Source organism: Tateyamaria omphalii (genome assembly GCF_014651375.1).
Lineage (GTDB): Bacteria > Pseudomonadota > Alphaproteobacteria > Rhodobacterales > Rhodobacteraceae > Tateyamaria > Tateyamaria omphalii.
In genome coordinates this window covers 14,226-30,418 of the sequence record NZ_BMWT01000008.1, presented here as the reverse complement: position 1 = coordinate 30,418, position 16,193 = coordinate 14,226, and the positions used below count along the sequence as shown (strand labels likewise).

At 58.6% G+C, this 16,193-nt stretch carries 15 protein-coding genes; 13 read left to right on the top strand and 2 right to left on the bottom strand.

The window, feature by feature from the left end; all coding sequences use genetic code 11:
* The first annotated feature begins 6 nt into the window (after positions 1-6).
* From IE087_RS20720 to IE087_RS20700, 5 genes are all read left to right on the top strand, one after another.
* Positions 7-1,365: an amidase gene (locus tag IE087_RS20720; RefSeq protein WP_189371310.1), complete on the top strand. Its 1,359-nt coding sequence runs from the start codon at positions 7-9 to the stop codon at positions 1,363-1,365.
* Positions 1,362-2,882: an ABC transporter ATP-binding protein gene (locus IE087_RS20715; protein ID WP_189371309.1), complete on the top strand. Its 1,521-nt coding sequence runs from the start codon at positions 1,362-1,364 to the stop codon at positions 2,880-2,882. The genes IE087_RS20720 and IE087_RS20715 overlap by 4 nt, the downstream gene beginning before the upstream one ends.
* The gene (locus IE087_RS20710) at positions 2,872-3,915 is read left to right on the top strand and encodes an ABC transporter permease (RefSeq protein WP_189371308.1); all 1,044 of its coding nucleotides are present in this window, start codon (positions 2,872-2,874) and stop codon (positions 3,913-3,915) included. The genes IE087_RS20715 and IE087_RS20710 overlap by 11 nt, the downstream gene beginning before the upstream one ends.
* The gene (locus IE087_RS20705) at positions 3,912-4,853 is read left to right on the top strand and encodes an ABC transporter permease (protein ID WP_189371307.1); all 942 of its coding nucleotides are present in this window, start codon (positions 3,912-3,914) and stop codon (positions 4,851-4,853) included. The genes IE087_RS20710 and IE087_RS20705 overlap by 4 nt, the downstream gene beginning before the upstream one ends.
* 252 nt (positions 4,854-5,105) lie before the next feature.
* The gene (locus IE087_RS20700; protein ID WP_189371306.1) at positions 5,106-6,116 is read left to right on the top strand and encodes a siderophore-interacting protein; all 1,011 of its coding nucleotides are present in this window, start codon (positions 5,106-5,108) and stop codon (positions 6,114-6,116) included.
* A gap of 80 nt (positions 6,117-6,196) precedes the next feature.
* Here IE087_RS20700 and IE087_RS20695 read toward each other — a convergent pair whose 3' ends face one another.
* The gene (locus IE087_RS20695) at positions 6,197-7,105 is read right to left on the bottom strand and encodes a LysR family transcriptional regulator (RefSeq protein ID WP_189371305.1); all 909 of its coding nucleotides are present in this window, start codon (positions 7,103-7,105) and stop codon (positions 6,197-6,199) included.
* Between the two features lie 115 nt (positions 7,106-7,220).
* On the opposite strand from IE087_RS20695, the gene IE087_RS20690 reads away from it, so the two are divergent.
* The 8 genes from IE087_RS20690 to IE087_RS20655 all read left to right on the top strand — a co-directional run bounded on the left by IE087_RS20690 (position 7,221) and on the right by IE087_RS20655 (position 15,545).
* Entirely contained in the window at positions 7,221-8,282 is a 1,062-nt protein-coding gene (locus IE087_RS20690) for a dipeptidase (RefSeq protein WP_229801506.1), read from the top strand.
* Positions 8,283-8,328: 46 nt separating this feature from the next.
* Positions 8,329-9,924: an ABC transporter substrate-binding protein gene (locus IE087_RS20685; RefSeq protein ID WP_189371303.1), complete on the top strand. Its 1,596-nt coding sequence runs from the start codon at positions 8,329-8,331 to the stop codon at positions 9,922-9,924.
* Entirely contained in the window at positions 9,925-10,983 is a 1,059-nt protein-coding gene (locus tag IE087_RS20680) for an ABC transporter permease (RefSeq protein ID WP_189371302.1), read from the top strand.
* Positions 10,984-11,892, top strand: a complete 909-nt coding sequence (nikC, locus tag IE087_RS20675) for a nickel transporter permease (RefSeq protein ID WP_189371301.1) — start codon at positions 10,984-10,986, stop codon at positions 11,890-11,892. It abuts the gene before it with no gap.
* The gene (locus tag IE087_RS20670; RefSeq protein ID WP_189371300.1) at positions 11,892-12,749 is read left to right on the top strand and encodes an ABC transporter ATP-binding protein; all 858 of its coding nucleotides are present in this window, start codon (positions 11,892-11,894) and stop codon (positions 12,747-12,749) included. Before nikC ends, IE087_RS20670 begins: the two co-directional genes overlap by 1 nt.
* The gene (locus IE087_RS20665) at positions 12,746-13,486 is read left to right on the top strand and encodes an ABC transporter ATP-binding protein (protein ID WP_189371299.1); all 741 of its coding nucleotides are present in this window, start codon (positions 12,746-12,748) and stop codon (positions 13,484-13,486) included. Before IE087_RS20670 ends, IE087_RS20665 begins: the two co-directional genes overlap by 4 nt.
* Positions 13,487-13,569: 83 nt before the next feature.
* On the top strand, positions 13,570-15,105 hold the full coding sequence (locus IE087_RS20660; RefSeq protein ID WP_229801517.1) for an ABC transporter substrate-binding protein: 1,536 nt from the start codon (positions 13,570-13,572) through the stop codon (positions 15,103-15,105).
* Positions 15,102-15,545: a GAF domain-containing protein gene (locus tag IE087_RS20655; protein ID WP_189371297.1), complete on the top strand. Its 444-nt coding sequence runs from the start codon at positions 15,102-15,104 to the stop codon at positions 15,543-15,545. The genes IE087_RS20660 and IE087_RS20655 overlap by 4 nt, the downstream gene beginning before the upstream one ends.
* On the opposite strand, the gene IE087_RS20650 is transcribed toward IE087_RS20655, so the two are convergent.
* Entirely contained in the window at positions 15,538-16,191 is a 654-nt protein-coding gene (locus IE087_RS20650; protein ID WP_189371296.1) for a LysE family translocator, read from the bottom strand. The two genes, IE087_RS20655 and IE087_RS20650, sit on opposite strands and share 8 nt — an antisense overlap.
* Positions 16,192-16,193 lie beyond the last annotated feature (2 nt).

Here is a 16,193-nt window from a genome sequence, read left to right as displayed (position 1 = left end):
TGAACCATGAAGGATGCCACAGCCCTTGCGGCCGCCATCTCTGACGGGCGTACCAGCGCCCGTGCGGTGATGGAGGCGAGCCTTGCAGCGTGCGATGCGCGCGCGGATTTGGGGGCTGTGGTTTATTTGGACGACGCAGTCGCGCGGGCTGGTGCTATCGCCGCCGATGCGGCCAAGACGGTGGGGCGTGGACCATTTCACGGCCTGCCGTTTCTGGGCAAGGACCTTGGTTCCGAAGCCAAGGGCTTGCCAATCGCAGCGGGCTCTGCCGCGTTGCGGTCTCGCAGCGCGCTGCCTGATGCAGACAGCACCCTTTTTTCCCATTTTCGACAGGCTGGGTTGATCCCCTTTGGCCTGACCGCGACGCCCCCATTTGGCCTGTCCCTGGACAGCGTGCCCGAGGGGCGCGCGCCTGCGCGCAACCCGTGGGACCCAGCATTGACGCCCGGCGGGTCATCCGGCGGGGCGGCTGTTGCGGTCGCCTCGGGCATTGTGGCCATCGCCCATGCCACGGATGCGGCGGGTTCGATCCGCGTGCCTGCCGCGTGTTGCGGTCTTGTCGGGTTGAAACCGTCGCGGGGTTCAGTGGTTGCTGGCCCCGGTTTTCACAACCATCTTATGGGTATTGCCGAGGAACTGGTGCTGGCACGTTCCGTGCGTGACGTGGCAGCGGCCTTTGCCCTCGCCCGCGTTCCTGCGCCGCAGGCAACTCGGTCTGGCACATCACGCATTGCGTTGGCGTTGCCGGACCGTTGTGATGCAGCGCAGGTTGCCGCTGCACGAGGCGTTGCGGAGGCGCTGTCCGACGCAGGCATGACTGTTGTCGAGGTTGCGTCCCCCGATGAATTGGGCGCCGAAGCCCATGCGATTGCCAGGATGATCTTGTCGGTCTCTCTTGCTGAATGGCTTGCTGCGCTTGGCGTTTCTGACGACCAGCTGCCGCCTCTTGTTGCCGCCGTCGCGGCCGAAGGGCGCGCGCTTGAAGTGACGGATCTTTTTGCTGCAACGCGTCGGATGGCGCGGTTGTCATGGGACGTACACAAGATGTTCGATCACGCCGACGCACTCCTGTGCCCGGTTCTGGCAACACCGCCACCCCCGGTAGGGTGCTTTGATCTGGGCCAAAGCGATACCGATGCGCATTTCGCCGCAATGGAGGCCTTTTCCCCCAATGCGGCATTGGCCAATGTCGCGGGCATACCCGCATTGGCCCTGCCGTTTGGGATGCAGGGATCACTGCCCGTTGGTGTGCAGCTTTGGGGACCGCACGGGGCAGACAGGATGCTGTGCGACCTAGCCGCAAAGATCGAGGCCCTCGCCCCCAAACTCTCTTATCCCTATGACATCGCAGGATTCCCCACATGACGCCGGTTCTTGAGCTTGAGGGCATTACAAAGAGGTTCGGTGCCATGACGGCGAATGACGATGTCAGCCTGACACTGGGACAGGGTGAAATCCTTGCTCTGCTTGGCGAAAACGGAGCCGGCAAGACCACGTTGATGAACATCCTTTTTGGCCATTATGCGGCGGATGAAGGGACTGTGCGTGTGTTCGGAGAGGAGCTGCCAACGGGCCGGCCACGTGCCGCCATTGATGCGGGTGTGGGTATGGTGCACCAACATTTCACGCTGGCGGGCAACCTGACGGTTCTGGAAAATGTCATGCTTGGCTCTGAGCCACTTGCGTCCTTGCGCTCGGCACGGGGGGCCGGGCGGCGGAAGCTGATGCAGATCGCCGAGCGGTTTGGCCTGCCTGTTACGCCGGACGCCCGTGTGAGCCAATTGTCTGTCGGGGAACGCCAACGTGTGGAAATCCTCAAGGCCCTTTACCGCGACGCGCGCGTCCTGATCCTTGACGAACCCACGGCTGTTCTCGCGCGGCCCGAGGCGCAGCGGCTGTTCGAGACGTTGCGCGACATGACAAAGGAGGGCCTGTCGCTGATTTTCATCAGCCACAAGCTGCATGAGGTGATGGCTGCCTCTGACCGGGTGGCTGTACTGAGAGCCGGTCAGATGGTCGCGGAACGCAAGACGGCGGACACCACTGCCGATGAATTGGCCGAGTTGATGGTCGGGCGCAAGGTTGAGCGGCCTGTGCGTCGTGGGCATCTCATTGGCAGCCCCGTCTTGGTTGCCGAGAACGTGCGTGTCGAAGACAAGGGAGAAGCGCGTTTGGACGATGTGTCCTTTGCCGTGCATGAGGGCGAGGTTCTGGGCATCGTCGGTGTGTCGGGCAACGGACAGGCGGATCTGGGTGCGTTGCTGTCCGGGCTGAAGACACCTGCATCGGGCACGCTGACCCTTGCGGGGCAGGATGTCGGCCAGATCGGGCCGCGCGGGATGATCCGCGCCGGAGTGGGGCGCGTGCCGGAGGATCGCCATGCCGAGGGGGCTGTGGGCGAGCTGTCGGTCTGGGAAAACGCGGTGCTTGAGCGGCTGCGCAGTCCCGACTTCTCGCGCCGCGGTTTTGTGCGGACTGCGGCGTGTAAATCCTATGCTGCCGAGCTGATTGAACGCTTTGACATTCGTGGGGCGACACCCGACACCCGAACGCGGCTTTTGTCGGGAGGCAATATGCAGAAGCTGATCCTTGGGCGTTGCCTGTCGATCGGACCAAGGTTCGTGTTGGCCAATCAGCCAACGCGGGGGTTGGACGAGGGCGCCATCTCCGCCGTCCATGCAGAGCTTTTGGCCGCCCGATCCAAAGGGGCCGCAATCCTGTTGATTTCAGAAGAATTGGAAGAGGCAGTGGCATTGTCCGACCGCATACAGGCCATCGTGAAGGGGCGGCTCTCGCAACCGGTGGCTGCCGACGATGCCGATGCCCGCAAGCTTGGGCTGATGATGGCGGGTGTGTGGAAGGAAGATCACCATGCGGCTTGAACGACGCGCCCATGCACCGCTGCACCTGATCGTTATTGCCCCGCTGGCAGCGATTGTGGCCGCCCTGTTTCTGGCCGGGGGCCTGATTGCTGCCGCCGGGGTCAACCCGTTTGGCGCTTATGCGGAAATGCTGCGCGGTGCACTGGGATCACGCCTGTCAGTGACCGAGATGCTGACCCGCGCGACGCCGCTGATCCTGACGGGGCTGGCTGCCGCCGTCGCCTTCCGCGCCCGGTTGTGGAACATCGGTGGCGAAGGGCAGTTCTTTGTCGGGGCATTGATCACCGCATGGATTGGCCATTCCCTGTCCGTGCCGGGCCCCCTTGGCATTCCCATACTCATGCTTGCAGGCATGGCGGCGGGCGCGCTGCTTTTGGCTGTACCTGCCTATCTGCGGCTGCGTTTCAGCGTGGACGAGGTGGTCACCACGCTCTTGCTCAATTTCATTGTTATCCTGTTCGTCGGCATGATGATCGAAGGCCCCTTGCGCGACCCGCTTGCCTTTGGCTGGCCGTCTTCGGTGCCGGTAGACGGTGATTTCCGGTTGCCTGATCTGGTGCCGAGAACACGGCTGCATATCGGGTTCCTCATCGCGCTGGCTGCGGCTGGGGCAGTCTGGCTGATCCTTGCGCGCACGGTATTCGGAGCAGAGACACGAGCCGCGGGCCTGAACGCCACTGCGGCATCTTTTGCGGGTATTTCGTTGCCCCGAACTTTGATGGGCGTTGCGATGTTGTCCGGCGCATTGGCTGGGCTGGCCGGGTCGGTTGAGGTGTTGGGCGTGACCGCTGGCGTAACCACCACGATGTCCCCCGGGTTCGGGTATGCAGGGATTGTCGTCGCAATGCTGGCGGCCCTGCACCCGGCGGGCGTGGTGGCTGCTGCGGTCTTTGTCGCGACTGTCTTTGTCGGGGCGGATGCCATGAGCCGTGCAACCGGCGTACCCAGCTTTATCGCTGATGTTGTCGTAGCGTTGTGCCTGCTCACCATGGTGGTTGCCCTCATGTTCACAACCTACAGGGTGCGCAGATGATGGAAGCGATCGATCTGCTGCTGAATACCAGCCTCTGGGCTGCCGTGCTTCGTATCGCGACCCCTTTGATATTCGGGGTTCTGGGTGCACTTTTGTGTGAGCGATCTGGCGTGCTAAACCTCGGGATCGAGGGGATTATGACCATGGGCGCCATGGTGGGGTGGCTCACTGTCTATATGGGGGGCGATCTGTGGACGGGTTTGCTGGTTGCAGCGCTCAGCGGTGGGATGATGGGCCTGTTGCATGCCATGCTTACTGTGCCGCTTGGCCTGTCGCAGCACGTGTCCGGGCTTGGCATCACTCTGTTTGCTTCTTCGCTGTCCTATTACCTGTACCGGCTGATCGTGGTGGTGGGTGACCTTCCCCCGACGATCGAACCGTTTCGCCCCCTCGACATCCCGATCTTGTCCGATATCCCCGGCCTTGGCCCGATCCTGTTTTCACAGACCGTTCCGACCTATCTGGCATTGTTGTCTGTTGTGGTGATGGCTTACGTGCTGGCGCGTACGCCGCTGGGGCTGGCCATTCGTATGACCGGCGAGAACCCTCACGCGGTTGAGGCGCAGGGACTTAACCCGCTGCGTATACGCATCGGGGCTGTTGTGGCCGGATCGGCGCTGATGGCCGTTGGTGGGGCATTCCTGACGACAGCGGCTTTCAACAGTTTCTTTCCTGAAATGGTTCAGGGCCGGGGATGGATCTGCATCGCCCTTGTCGTCTTTGCCTCTTGGCGACCGGGCAAGGCATTGCTTGGTGCGCTTCTTTTTGCCTTCTTCGATGCGTATCAGCTGCGGCTGCAAACCGTGGTCGAGGGTGTCCCTTACCAGTTGTTCTTGATGGCGCCTTACTTTCTGTCGATCGGGGCCCTTGTCCTGGTTGCGCGGCGCGCGCAGGTTCCAGAGGCACTTATGGTTCCCTATCGTCGCGGCGAACGCTAGCCGCACGGACATGGCTGGTTCAAACCGTCGGCACATGCGCGATTGATCATGCTGGTCAATCTGTGTCCGGCGAGGCATATCATTGGGTCAGCCCGCGATGCCCGCCAGCCACCTGGTTTCAATTCCTGTAAAAGAGGTGATTGGCCTGCTGTCGTGACCATGGTCGACACAATCGCGATCCAAAGTCCGGGTCGCATGTGACCCCGAGTCTGCACGCTGCTGCCACATCTCATGTCACATTGAGAGGGCGCCATGAAAGTGTATTCCGACATAGAAGGTATGGGATTTTCCGCCATGCGGATGCTGATGCTGAACGAAGCTGCTGAACACGAGCTGCCAGTGCTGCAAGAGGAGGCAAACCAGCTTAGAATCCAGTCGGACTATGGCGTATTCGGCATCGCCCGGCGTGATCGAAACGGGTTCAGGCTGGAGGTCGAGGCAGACGGGGTGAGCAATCTGCACGTCCTACGCGACAGTCTGGTTGCGCATATTTCTCATGTCCAACCGGATGTGGCGGCGCAAATCGCGTGGTCCGACACTGTTCAGAGCGGGTTGAGACCGCCAAATTTTCAGTTCGCTGAAATCAAGACGACAACGCGGCTGTGTGCGTCGTTTCAACGCGTGACGCTGACCCTTTCAAAGCCGGATGGTTTTGGTGACCACGTCATTCATTTTCGGTTTGTCTTGCCCCGCTTGGATGACAGCGCACCTGAATGGCCGACGCTGGCGTCCAATGGGTCGACGCGTTGGCCAGCGGGTGCCAAGGCGCTTCACCGCCCGGTCTACACCGCGCGCGCGCACCGTGGGGACGAGATTGACGTTGATGTCTTCGTGCACGCGGGTGGACGGACATCGGAGTGGGCCGTTGCTGCGGCCCCAGGCACGTCCGTTGCGCTGGTCGGGCCAGGCGGAGGTGGGATTCTGGACGCATGTCGGGTTGTTCTGGCTGGTGACGAAACCGCATACCCGGCCGTATCGCGCATCATTGATGGTCTTCCCGAGGGCGCGCAGGGCAGGGTGATCCTGCTGAACCATTCAGGTCAGCGCGATTACCCAATCCCGTGCCATGACGGGCTGACGGTTGATTGGGTTGAGCCGCCTGACTTTGTCAGCACCGTATCGGCCGCCGCGTCAGACTGTGCTGACGGATATCTGTGGATCGCGGCGGAGGCCGGACATATCAATGCGCTTCGGACCAGTGATCAGATTTTGCGTCACCCGAAATCACAGCGCTATGTCTCGGCCTATTGGAAACGTAAGTAATCCGTGTCGCAGGCCGGGTCATGGGGATGGATGTGGCGGCGTTCCTGTGTCGTGCAAGATGTTGGCCACATGCGCCAGCGCTAGGTTGCTTGGGTAAAGGGCGTTTTTATGGTGTGGAGCCGCAAGTGCCGAATAAAGGCGCGGGCGATGGCAGGTGTTGGTTTGTGATCTGATGTTACGAAGTATGTGCGGTACTCGATTGGAGAGGCGAATTCGCGGAATATGACGTTGTCAGAGCGGTATTGTGCCACCGGGAATGGGTTGACGATGGTCACGCCGAGACCCGTTTGTGCCAGATCCACGGCTGCGAAGGATGTTGACACTTCGGCGACGATTTTGGGAACGCTGCGGTGGTTGGTCAGAACCTTTTCCAGCTGCGCCCTTCGGGAGTGACGGTGGCTGAGAGCGATCAGGGGATGTCCGTGCAGATTTTCGGGCTTGATGACGTCGAACCGGGCAAGATCGTGATCCTTTGGCATCGCGCATGCGGCTTCCGAATGCCGGTACGGTGTGAGCTTTACCCCCTCGCGGGTGAGATCCACGCCAGACAGGCCGAGGTCTGATCGGTCTTCCTGTATTCGTCTTATGACATCCTCGGACGACACCACCTCGAGGCTGACGAAGAAATGGGGGTTTGCGCGCAAGAAACTTGCGACATGTCCGACAAGAAAACGGTGTGCAAAGGTGGGAGGCGCAGTCAGGCGCAGTGTCTCCTGCGCAGGTTCGGTGGGGCCGTCAATGCGATCAAGCGCTTCAAAGAGGGGGTCCAGCCGCCTGTTCAGTTGCGCCGCCTCTGTTGTGGGCCGCAAACGGCCACCATCCCGTTCGAACAGGATGCGACCAAGACGGGCCTCGAGGCTGGCAATGGATCGGCTGACCGCTGACTGGGACAGGCCCAACCGCACCGCTGCCTGCGACGTGGTTCCGCTTTCCATCAATGCGCGGAGCGCTTCATACTCAGGAAGGCTGTGCCAAGTTCGTCCAGCCATGGGGCCCTCTTCATTAACATCATCAGTCTATGATGTTTATTCATACTTTGACATCTGGTCTATGAGGTTTTGTGGAATAAGATGCTCGGGTTGGCATAGCCTGGGATCCCGACCATTGAGACACGCAAACGGCCCGACCATCTTCGATGGGCACAATGATGTGCTTCTGAAACTCTATCGATCTGGTCAGGCATCGGCTGCAGAACGTTTCTTGAACGGTGATGAAGGCGCGATCGATCTGCCCTCAGCGAAGTCTGGAGGACTGGGCGGTGGTTTCTTCGCCGTTTTCGTTCCGTCCCCTATGGACGCAGACGACAAGTTCGCGGAGATGACCAAAGACACCTACGACCTCGCGTTGCCGGATGCGATAAACTGGGAGGATGCATTTCCGATTGTCATGTCCCAGGCCGCGATCCTGTTCGATCTGGAGAAACAGGGCGGGCTGTGTGTGTGCCGCACCGCCAACGAGATCAGGAGCTGCCTGAACGCCGGAAAGATCGCAGCCATTTTTCACATTGAAGGGGCCGAAGCGATTGATCCGGATCTGAACACGCTTGAAGTGCTGTATCGAGCCGGGTTGCGATCCTTGGGGCCTGTTTGGAGCCGGGACACCATCTTTGGTCATGGTGTTCCTTTTCGATACCCCAGCACGCCTGACATTGGACCCGGCCTTACGGATCACGGATTGCGTCTTGTCAAACGGTGCAACGATCTGGGCATCATGATAGACCTGTCGCACCTTAACGAGGCAGGTTTTTGGGATGTGGCCCGCTATTCCACCAAACCTTTGGTGGCGACACATTCAAACGTGCACGCCATCTGTCCGCATTCCCGAAACCTGACAGACAAACAACTTGAGGCAATTGCCGAAAGCGATGGTATGGTGGGTTTGAATTTTGCGGCAGCGTTCCTGCGCCCGGATGGCAAGATGCTGTCCGACGTGCCGCTGGAATTGATGATCCGTCACCTCGACCATTTGATTGAGAGTCTTGGCGAAGATCGTGTTGGGTTTGGATCTGATTACGACGGAGCGGTTGTTCCGGAAGTGCTCAAATCCAGTGCTGATCTGCCGAAATTGAGAGCAGCCATGCAGCGACATGGCTACGATGACGATTTGATGACGAAGCTCTGCCATGGAAACTGGCTAAGAGTGCTTGAGAGAACCTGGGGATCATAATCCAGGCGAAACAAAAAACCATTTAGACAACAGAGGAAGATATCACATGAATACTTTTGCGAAATTGCTTACGGGCGTCGCGATTGGCGTTGCCGTCAGCGTCACCTCATTCTCGGCCGTGGCCGAGACACCGGCGAACATGCTGGTGATCGCGCATCGGATTGACGATGTCACCACGATTGATCCTGCTGAAAGCTTTGAATTCGCGGGCTCTGATATCAGCAGAAACATTTATAGCCGCCTTGTCAGCCTGGACCCAAATGATCTGGCTGCAGGGTACAAACCGGACCTGGCCGAAAGCTGGGAGGTCTCGGAAGACGGCAAAACCATCACCTTCACGATGCGGGAAGGGGTGACATTTCATTCCGGCAACCCGGTGACTGCCGAAGATGCCGCCTTTTCGCTGCAGCGCGCTGTTATTTTGAACAAGACACCAGCGTTCATTCTGACCCAGTTTGGGTTTACCGCGGAAAACGCGACCGAGACGATCCGTGCAGACGGCAACAAGCTGATGATCACGACGGACAAGCGGTATGCGACGTCTTTCGTGCTCAACTGCCTGACCGCCACAATTGGGGCAATCGTTGATAAGCAAACCGTCATGGCGAACGAAGTCGACGGCGATATGGGCAATGAGTGGCTCAAGACGAACTCGGCCGGTTCGGGGCCATACAAGCTTGATGGCTGGAAGCCCAATGAGAGCGTTACCATGTCGTCCAACCCGGACTATTACGGCGGTGCACCAGCGATGGAACGCGTCATTGTGCGCCACGTGCTGGAGAGCGCGTCGCAACGGCTTTTGCTGGAGCGCGGTGATGTCGATATTGCCCGCAATCTTAATCCTGAAGACATCGCGGGTGCGTCCAAAGCCGACGGCGTAAAGATCGAAGACGAGCTGAAGGGTCGTCTGATGTACCTCGCGCTGAACCAGAAGCACCCCGAGTTGTCCAAACCCGAAGTGCGGCAGGCGTTCAAATACCTTATCGACTATGAAGGCATGCGCGACAGTTTCCTGAAGGGCCAGTACACGATCCATCAGAACTTCCTGCCGGCGACCTATCTGGGTGCATCTGAGGAGAACCCGTTCTCTTACAACATCGAAAAAGCCAAGGAACTTTTGGCGGCTGCCGGGGTCGAAAACCTCGAAGTGGAAATTGGCGTGCGTGAAGCACAGGAACGGATCGAGATTGGCCAGAGTTTCCAGAATGCTGCCGCGCAGGCTGGCATCAAGGTGAACATCACCGTCGGCACCGCCAAGCAGATCCTGGCACGGTATCGGGCGCGTGAACTTGATGTGTATCTGGGTGCCTGGGGACCGGACTATCCTGATCCGCAAACCAACGCGGGTACATTTGCGTACAACCCTGACAATTCTGACGCGGCACAGGCCACAGGTCTTCTGGCTTGGCGGAACAGCTGGGACACTGGCGGGCTAACCGAAAAGGTTGAGGCGGCCGTGGTCGAAAATGACCGTGATGCGCGCGTCCAGATGTACCAGGACATTCAGGCCGAGTTCCGGGAGACGTCGCCATTCGTCATCATGTTCCAGCAGATCGAGCAATCGGCTGTGCGTGACAACGTAATGGACTGGTCCACCGGTCAGGCCGTGACGTCTGCAGCCTATTGGCAGGTCACAAAGTAAATGGCCCTCACAGAGGACGGTGGGAAGGGGCGCGCGCGCGTGTCCCTTCCTCCATGGATCAAGACAACCGCCCTGACGCTTGGCTCGATTGCGGTGACGATGCTCGGGCTATTGTTCGTTACTTTCATCATCGGTCGCGTGATGCCGATCGATCCGGTGCTTGCCATTGTCGGCGAACGCGCATCGCAGTCGACCTATGACGCCGTTTTCCTCGAGCTTGGGCTCGACAAACCGCTGGTTGTACAGTTCGGCTACTACATCTGGGACGTGCTGCATCTGGATTTCGGCACCTCCCTTCTGAACGCTAGACCGGTGTCCGAGGATATCGCTCGTGTTTTCCCGGCGACGCTTGAGCTGGCGACCCTGGGTATCTTCATCGGGATCGTCATTGGCGTTCCGCTTGGTGTCGTTGCGGCGGCGCGCAAGGGGTCTTGGATCGATCAGGTGGCCCGTGTGTTGGCGTTGGTCGGTTATTCGATGCCGATTTTCTGGCTTGGCCTGATGGGGCTTCTGGTCTTTTACGGTATCCTCGGCTGGGTTGGCGGCCCGGGGCGCGTCGGCATTTTCTATGTGGATGTCGTGCCGAGTGTCACAGGTTTGATCCTTGTCGATGCTGCACTGGACGGCAATTGGGACGTTTTCAAGGATGCGTTCAGCCACATCATCTTGCCTGCCTCGCTCTTGGGGTATTTTTCGTTGGCGTACATCAGCCGGATGACCCGGTCCTTCATGCTGGAACAGCTGAGCGCTGAATACATCACCACCGCACGGGTCAAGGGCATGTCCGAGTGGGATGTCATCTGGAAGCACGCGTTTAAGAACATCCGCGTGCAGTTGATCACGGTGATTGCGCTTAGCTATGCGAACCTGCTTGAAGGGTCGGTTTTGACGGAAATCATTTTCTCGTGGCCCGGCATTGGCAGCTATATCACCACTGCCTTGTTGAGCGCCGATATGAATGCCGTGCTTGGGGGAACCGTTGTTGTCGGGTTGATCTTCATTCTTCTCAATATTTTCTCCGACTTGCTTTACAAGATTTTTGATCCGAGGGCGAAATAGATGGCGGAACAGACACTTCGCGCCTGGCTTCTGACGGATACGCCTACCTCGCGCCGCCATGCAAAACTGTCCGCATTGTATCAGGGCTGGCTTGCGTTCCGCGCGAACACCATGGCCATGATAGGGCTGGGTATTCTGTTGGCATTGGTCCTGATCGCGGCCGCAGCACCGCTGCTGGCGCCGCATGATCCGTATGTGCAGGACCTTGGTAACAGGCTCGCGCCTTTGGGGTCCGAAGGACACATTCTTGGCACTGACAGCCTGGGCCGAGATATTTTGTCCCGACTGATCTACGGTGCGCGGATCACCCTTTATATCGTGGCTTTGGTGGCCATGATTGCCCCCATCGTCGGTCTCTTGGTGGGGACCGTTTCGGGCTATGTTGGTGGCTGGGTTGATATTGTCCTGATGCGGATTACGGACATTTTCCTAGCCTTCCCGCGGCTGGTGCTTGCGTTGGCTTTCGTGGCTGCACTGGGGGCGGGGATTGAGAATGCGGTGATTGCAATCTCTTTGACCGCATGGCCTCCCTATGCACGTATCGCGCGGGCGGAGACGCTGACCATCCGGTCGTCTGACTACATATCGGCGATCAAACTGCAAGGCGCCGGTGGCCTGCGGATCATCACCAAGCACATTTGGCCGCTTTGTGTGTCGTCGCTCATTGTGCGCGTGACGCTGGATATGGCGGGTATCATCCTTGCGGCTGCGGGTCTTGGCTTTTTGGGCCTTGGTGCACAACCGCCCAGCCCTGAATGGGGTGCTATGATTTCGGAGGGGCGTCGCTTCATTCTCGACCACTGGTGGGTTGCTACCATGCCGGGGCTGGCGATCTTTACCGTGTCGCTTGCGTTCAACCTACTTGGTGACGGGTTGCGCGACGTGCTTGATCCGAAGGCAGGTGAATGATGGATACCCTTCTCGATGTAGAAAACCTGTGGGTCAGGTTCCCGACCCGCCAAGGCGTCTTCGATGCCGTGCGAGGTGTTTCTTTCACGCTCGGTCGCGAACGGCTTGGTATTGTAGGTGAGAGCGGATCCGGCAAGTCCATGACCGGACGCGCCATCCTGAGGCTCATTCGTTCACCGGGTATCGTTGAAGCGGATCATATCAAGCTGGATGGCGTGGATCTGTTGCAAAAATCCGAAAAGGAAATGCGGGAGGTGCGCGGAGAGCGCATTTCTATGGTCATGCAGGACCCCAAATTCTCATTGAACCCGGTGATGACGATTGGTGATCAGATCATCGAAGCATACCGATTGCACAACAAGGCGTCAAAGTCCGAGGCGTGGGGTAAGGCGCTTGAAATGTTGGAAGCGGTGTCGATCCGCAATCCCGAACGTGTGATGCGTGCCTATCCACACGAGATGTCGGGCGGTATGGGGCAGCGGATCATGATCGCGATGATGCTGATCCCCAACCCTGAAATCCTCATCGCGGATGAGCCTACCTCGGCGCTGGACGTGTCCGTTCAACGGCAGGTGCTCGACATCATGGACAAGCTGGTCAAGGAACGGGGGATGGGCCTGATCTTTATCAGCCATGACCTGAATCTGGTGGCCGATTTCTGCGACAGGGTGCTGATCATGTATGCGGGGCGGATCGTAGAGGTTTGCGATGCTGACAAGCTGCATGATGCACAGCACCCCTATACGCGCGGTTTGCTGAACTCGCTGCCGCGGCTGGACGCGCCCCGTGCACGGCTTGATGTTCTGTCACGAGACCCTGAATGGTCCGAAGCCCCCAGTGTGAGTGGCCGCATATGAGCATGTTGGAAATTGAAGGTCTGAACGTCTGGTTCGGGCGCGACCGGGATCGGGTGGATGCGGTCAAACAGGCCAGTTTCAATGTCGGGGCCGGGGAAAGCTTTGGTCTTGTTGGAGAGAGTGGATCAGGCAAGTCCACGATCCTGCGCGCGATCACCGGGCTTGCACCAACTTGGTCGGGCAGGATTGCGGTGGGGGGGATGGCCATTGGTCGGAGCCGCCCCAAGCAGTTCTACAAAAAAGTCCAGATGGTCTTTCAGGACCCATATGCCTCGCTTCACCCGCGCCATTCCGTCGATGCGGTTCTGGGTGAAACCCTGCATCTTCATGGCTTCAACGACATAGATGCCCGTGTGGTGAAGCTGCTCGATGATGTTGGGTTGGGGCAGAAATTCCGCTTTCGCTATCCCCATCAATTGTCGGGCGGTCAGCGGCAGCGTGTTGCAATAGCCCGTGCCCTGGCGCCAGAACCCGAGCTTTTGCTTTTGGATGAACCAACCTCGGCGCTGGACGTGTCCGTTCAGGCCGAGATTCTGAATCTTCTTGCCGATCTGCGGCAGGAACATGGGCTGACGTACCTGATGGTGTCCCATGACCTGAGTGTCGTGGGCCACATGTGCGACCGGCTTGCCGTGATGAAGGACGGCGAGATTGTCGAGATCATGGATGTTGCCGCCTTGCGTGCCATGCAGGCGACCCATCCCTATTCGCAGCATTTACTTCAGGCCTCGGTTTGAGGCGCACTCCAGAAACGGGGGACTACATGTACCATTTCAGAAAAGTCTTGTTTGCAGGTGTTTCGGCCAGCGCGCTGGCCATTATGCCACTTTATGCGGACACACCAGACAACATCCTTGTCGTGGCACAGAACATCGATGACATCGTCACCATCGATCCGGCGTCCGCGTACGAGTTCAGTTCGGGCGAGTATGTCGCCAACACATATGACACGCTTGTGCGATACGATGCTGCAGACACCACGGTTCTTGCGCCAGCTCTGGCAACGGACTGGCAGATTGATGCACAGAACAAAACCGTCACCTTTACGCTGCGCGAAGGTGTGGCCTTCCATTCGGGTAACCCGTTACGGGCAGAAGATGTGGTCGGGTCGTGGAAGCGCGTGGTCACGCTTGAAAAGGCGCCATCCTTTATCCTGACCCAACTGGGCTGGACGCCTGACAACATCGAACAGATGGTCACGGCAAATGGCGATACGGTGACTGTGCGCTATGATGGCGATTTTGCACCGTCCTTTGTTCTGAATGTTCTGGCCGCACGGCCCGCGTCCATTGTGGACATGGAAACCGTGATGGCAAATGAGGTTGATGGCGACATGGGCCATGCCTGGATGAACAAGAATTCTGCCGGGACCGGCCCTTTCAGCCTCGGAACCTACCGGCCTGCGGATATCCTCTCGCTTGATGCCAACCCTGATTACTACCAGGGCGGACCCGCGATGGATCGTGTCGTTATTCAGCACAACCCCGAAGGGGCAACCCAACGCCTGCAACTTGAGGCGGGCGATATCGACATGGCCAAGAACCTGGATCCGGGACAGATCGCCGGCCTTGAGGGTGCCGATGGCGTCCGCGTGGAAACTTACCCGCAGGCCGCTGTGCACTGGGTGTCGTTCAACCAGAAAACCGAAAGCCTAACCGATCCGGCGGTTTGGGAAGCAGCGCGCTACCTTGTGGACTATGAGGGTATGGCCGACGGGATGCTTAAAGGGCAGATGAAGGTCCATCAGGCCTTCTGGCCAGACGGCTTTCCCGGCGCGCTGACAGACACTCCGTTCATCTACAATCCTGAGAAGGCCAAGCAAATCCTTGCGGATGCCGGGGTGGAAACGCCGATCAATGTGACGATGGATGTGATTTCGGCGCCGACCTTTGTCGAGATGGCGCAAGCGTTGCAGGCGTCTTTTGCCGAAGGGGGCATCAACCTTGAGATCGTGGCAGGGACCGGCGCGCAAGTAATTACAAAGTATCGTGCACGCACCCATGAGGCGATGATGCTGTACTGGGGCCCAGATTTCATGGACCCGCATTCGAACGCCAAGGCGTTTGCGTATAATGCCGACAACTCGGATGACAAATATGCTTCGACGACGACCTGGCGCAATGCGTGGATGCCACCGGCAGAGATGAACGAGAAAACCATGGCTGCCCTGGCCGAACAAGACGCAGACAAACGTCTGGATATGTATCTGGAGTTGCAGGCGGAAACGCAGGCCGAAGCACCGTTTGTGATCATGTTCCAGGCCATCAAGCAGGTTGCAATGCGCGATAACGTCGACGGGTTCGTGAATGGGGCGACGTCCGACTACGTGTTTTACCGGCTTGTTGAAAAGGAATGAGCAGCGCAGCGTCGCCTGATGCATTCTTTGCCGATTTGCACAAGGACGTCGGTGGGCACTTGTTCACCGTCACGGTCCTTGACCACGGGGCCGGACTTGCGCAGCGCATTTATACCTCACACCCCGAGACCTACCCGGTCTCGGGCACCAAGCCGATGTCACAAGGTGCATGGACCGACATGGTCATCGATCGTGGTGAGACATTTGTCGCCAACACGGTTGCCGGGTTTGCCATCTACTTTGCAGACTACGCACTAATCGAAAGCCTTGGGTGCCAGTCCGCGCTGAATGTCCCGATCACTGATGGCCGTGTCATTGGGACTGTCAACATTTTAGACCGGGAACACTATTTTTCGCCGGATGAGGTAGAGCGTTGCCAGTCGACCATTCTGTCTCGGCGAGATGAACTGGTCGCTGCTCTTCACCGCTTCATCAAATGATTTGCAAATGCAGGTTCAGCGCAATTCCAATCAATATGAAGCCTCCAATCCAGGCCATGCGTTCGCGCATGGCCCTTTGCCGGTTGATGACCTTGGTCATGGTGCCCCCCATATAAGCCACGACCAGGTCGGATGGGATCGCCGTCAAAGGCACTAGTATGCCAAGGACCAGAAGCTGGATTTGCACACTGGCATGTGGCGCATGAATGTCACCGGCATTGATAAAGGGCGGAAGAAAGAGTGCAAAGAACAGGACGGTTTTTGGGTTCAGAACCTCAACAATCACACCTTGCCATATGATTGCGCCAAGTGGTTTCGTTCGGACCTTCTCAACATCGAATGTGACCTGCGATTCAGCCTTGGCGCTGCGGATCATGTCGACGCCAAGCCAAATCAGGTAAGCAGATCCGACATACCGCAGGATTGTCACCAGCCAATCGGACGTTTGAAACACGGTTGCCAGTCCCAACGCGGTGGCGACGGCCAGAACGATACCTCCTAGGCACAGGCCGAGCGCCGAGGCGAGGCCGGCCAACCGGTTCTGACCAACAGTCCGCGACAGTACATAAAGCATTGAAGGGCCAGGTGTTGCGCTGAGGGTCAGCCCCGCCAGCGCCACGGCGATCATCGCGTCAAAACTTGGCATCG

Excerpts from the sequence above, each read along its gene's own strand:
- IE087_RS20720 (WP_189371310.1), top strand. The coding sequence starts at position 7 with ATGAAGGATGCCACAGCCCTTGCGGCCGCCATCTCTGACGGGCGTACC.
- IE087_RS20715 (WP_189371309.1), top strand. The coding sequence starts at position 1,362 with ATGACGCCGGTTCTTGAGCTTGAGGGCATTACAAAGAGGTTCGGTGCC.
- IE087_RS20710 (WP_189371308.1), top strand. The coding sequence starts at position 2,872 with ATGCGGCTTGAACGACGCGCCCATGCACCGCTGCACCTGATCGTTATT.
- IE087_RS20705 (WP_189371307.1), top strand. The coding sequence starts at position 3,912 with ATGATGGAAGCGATCGATCTGCTGCTGAATACCAGCCTCTGGGCTGCC.
- IE087_RS20700 (WP_189371306.1), top strand. The coding sequence starts at position 5,106 with ATGAAAGTGTATTCCGACATAGAAGGTATGGGATTTTCCGCCATGCGG.
- IE087_RS20695 (WP_189371305.1), bottom strand. The coding sequence starts at position 7,105 with ATGGCTGGACGAACTTGGCACAGCCTTCCTGAGTATGAAGCGCTCCGC.
- IE087_RS20685 (WP_189371303.1), top strand. The coding sequence starts at position 8,329 with ATGAATACTTTTGCGAAATTGCTTACGGGCGTCGCGATTGGCGTTGCC.
- IE087_RS20680 (WP_189371302.1), top strand. The coding sequence starts at position 9,925 with ATGGCCCTCACAGAGGACGGTGGGAAGGGGCGCGCGCGCGTGTCCCTT.
- nikC (WP_189371301.1), top strand. The coding sequence starts at position 10,984 with ATGGCGGAACAGACACTTCGCGCCTGGCTTCTGACGGATACGCCTACC.
- IE087_RS20670 (WP_189371300.1), top strand. The coding sequence starts at position 11,892 with ATGGATACCCTTCTCGATGTAGAAAACCTGTGGGTCAGGTTCCCGACC.
- IE087_RS20665 (WP_189371299.1), top strand. The coding sequence starts at position 12,746 with ATGAGCATGTTGGAAATTGAAGGTCTGAACGTCTGGTTCGGGCGCGAC.
- IE087_RS20660 (WP_229801517.1), top strand. The coding sequence starts at position 13,570 with ATGCCACTTTATGCGGACACACCAGACAACATCCTTGTCGTGGCACAG.
- IE087_RS20655 (WP_189371297.1), top strand. The coding sequence starts at position 15,102 with ATGAGCAGCGCAGCGTCGCCTGATGCATTCTTTGCCGATTTGCACAAG.
- IE087_RS20650 (WP_189371296.1), bottom strand. The coding sequence starts at position 16,191 with ATGCCAAGTTTTGACGCGATGATCGCCGTGGCGCTGGCGGGGCTGACC.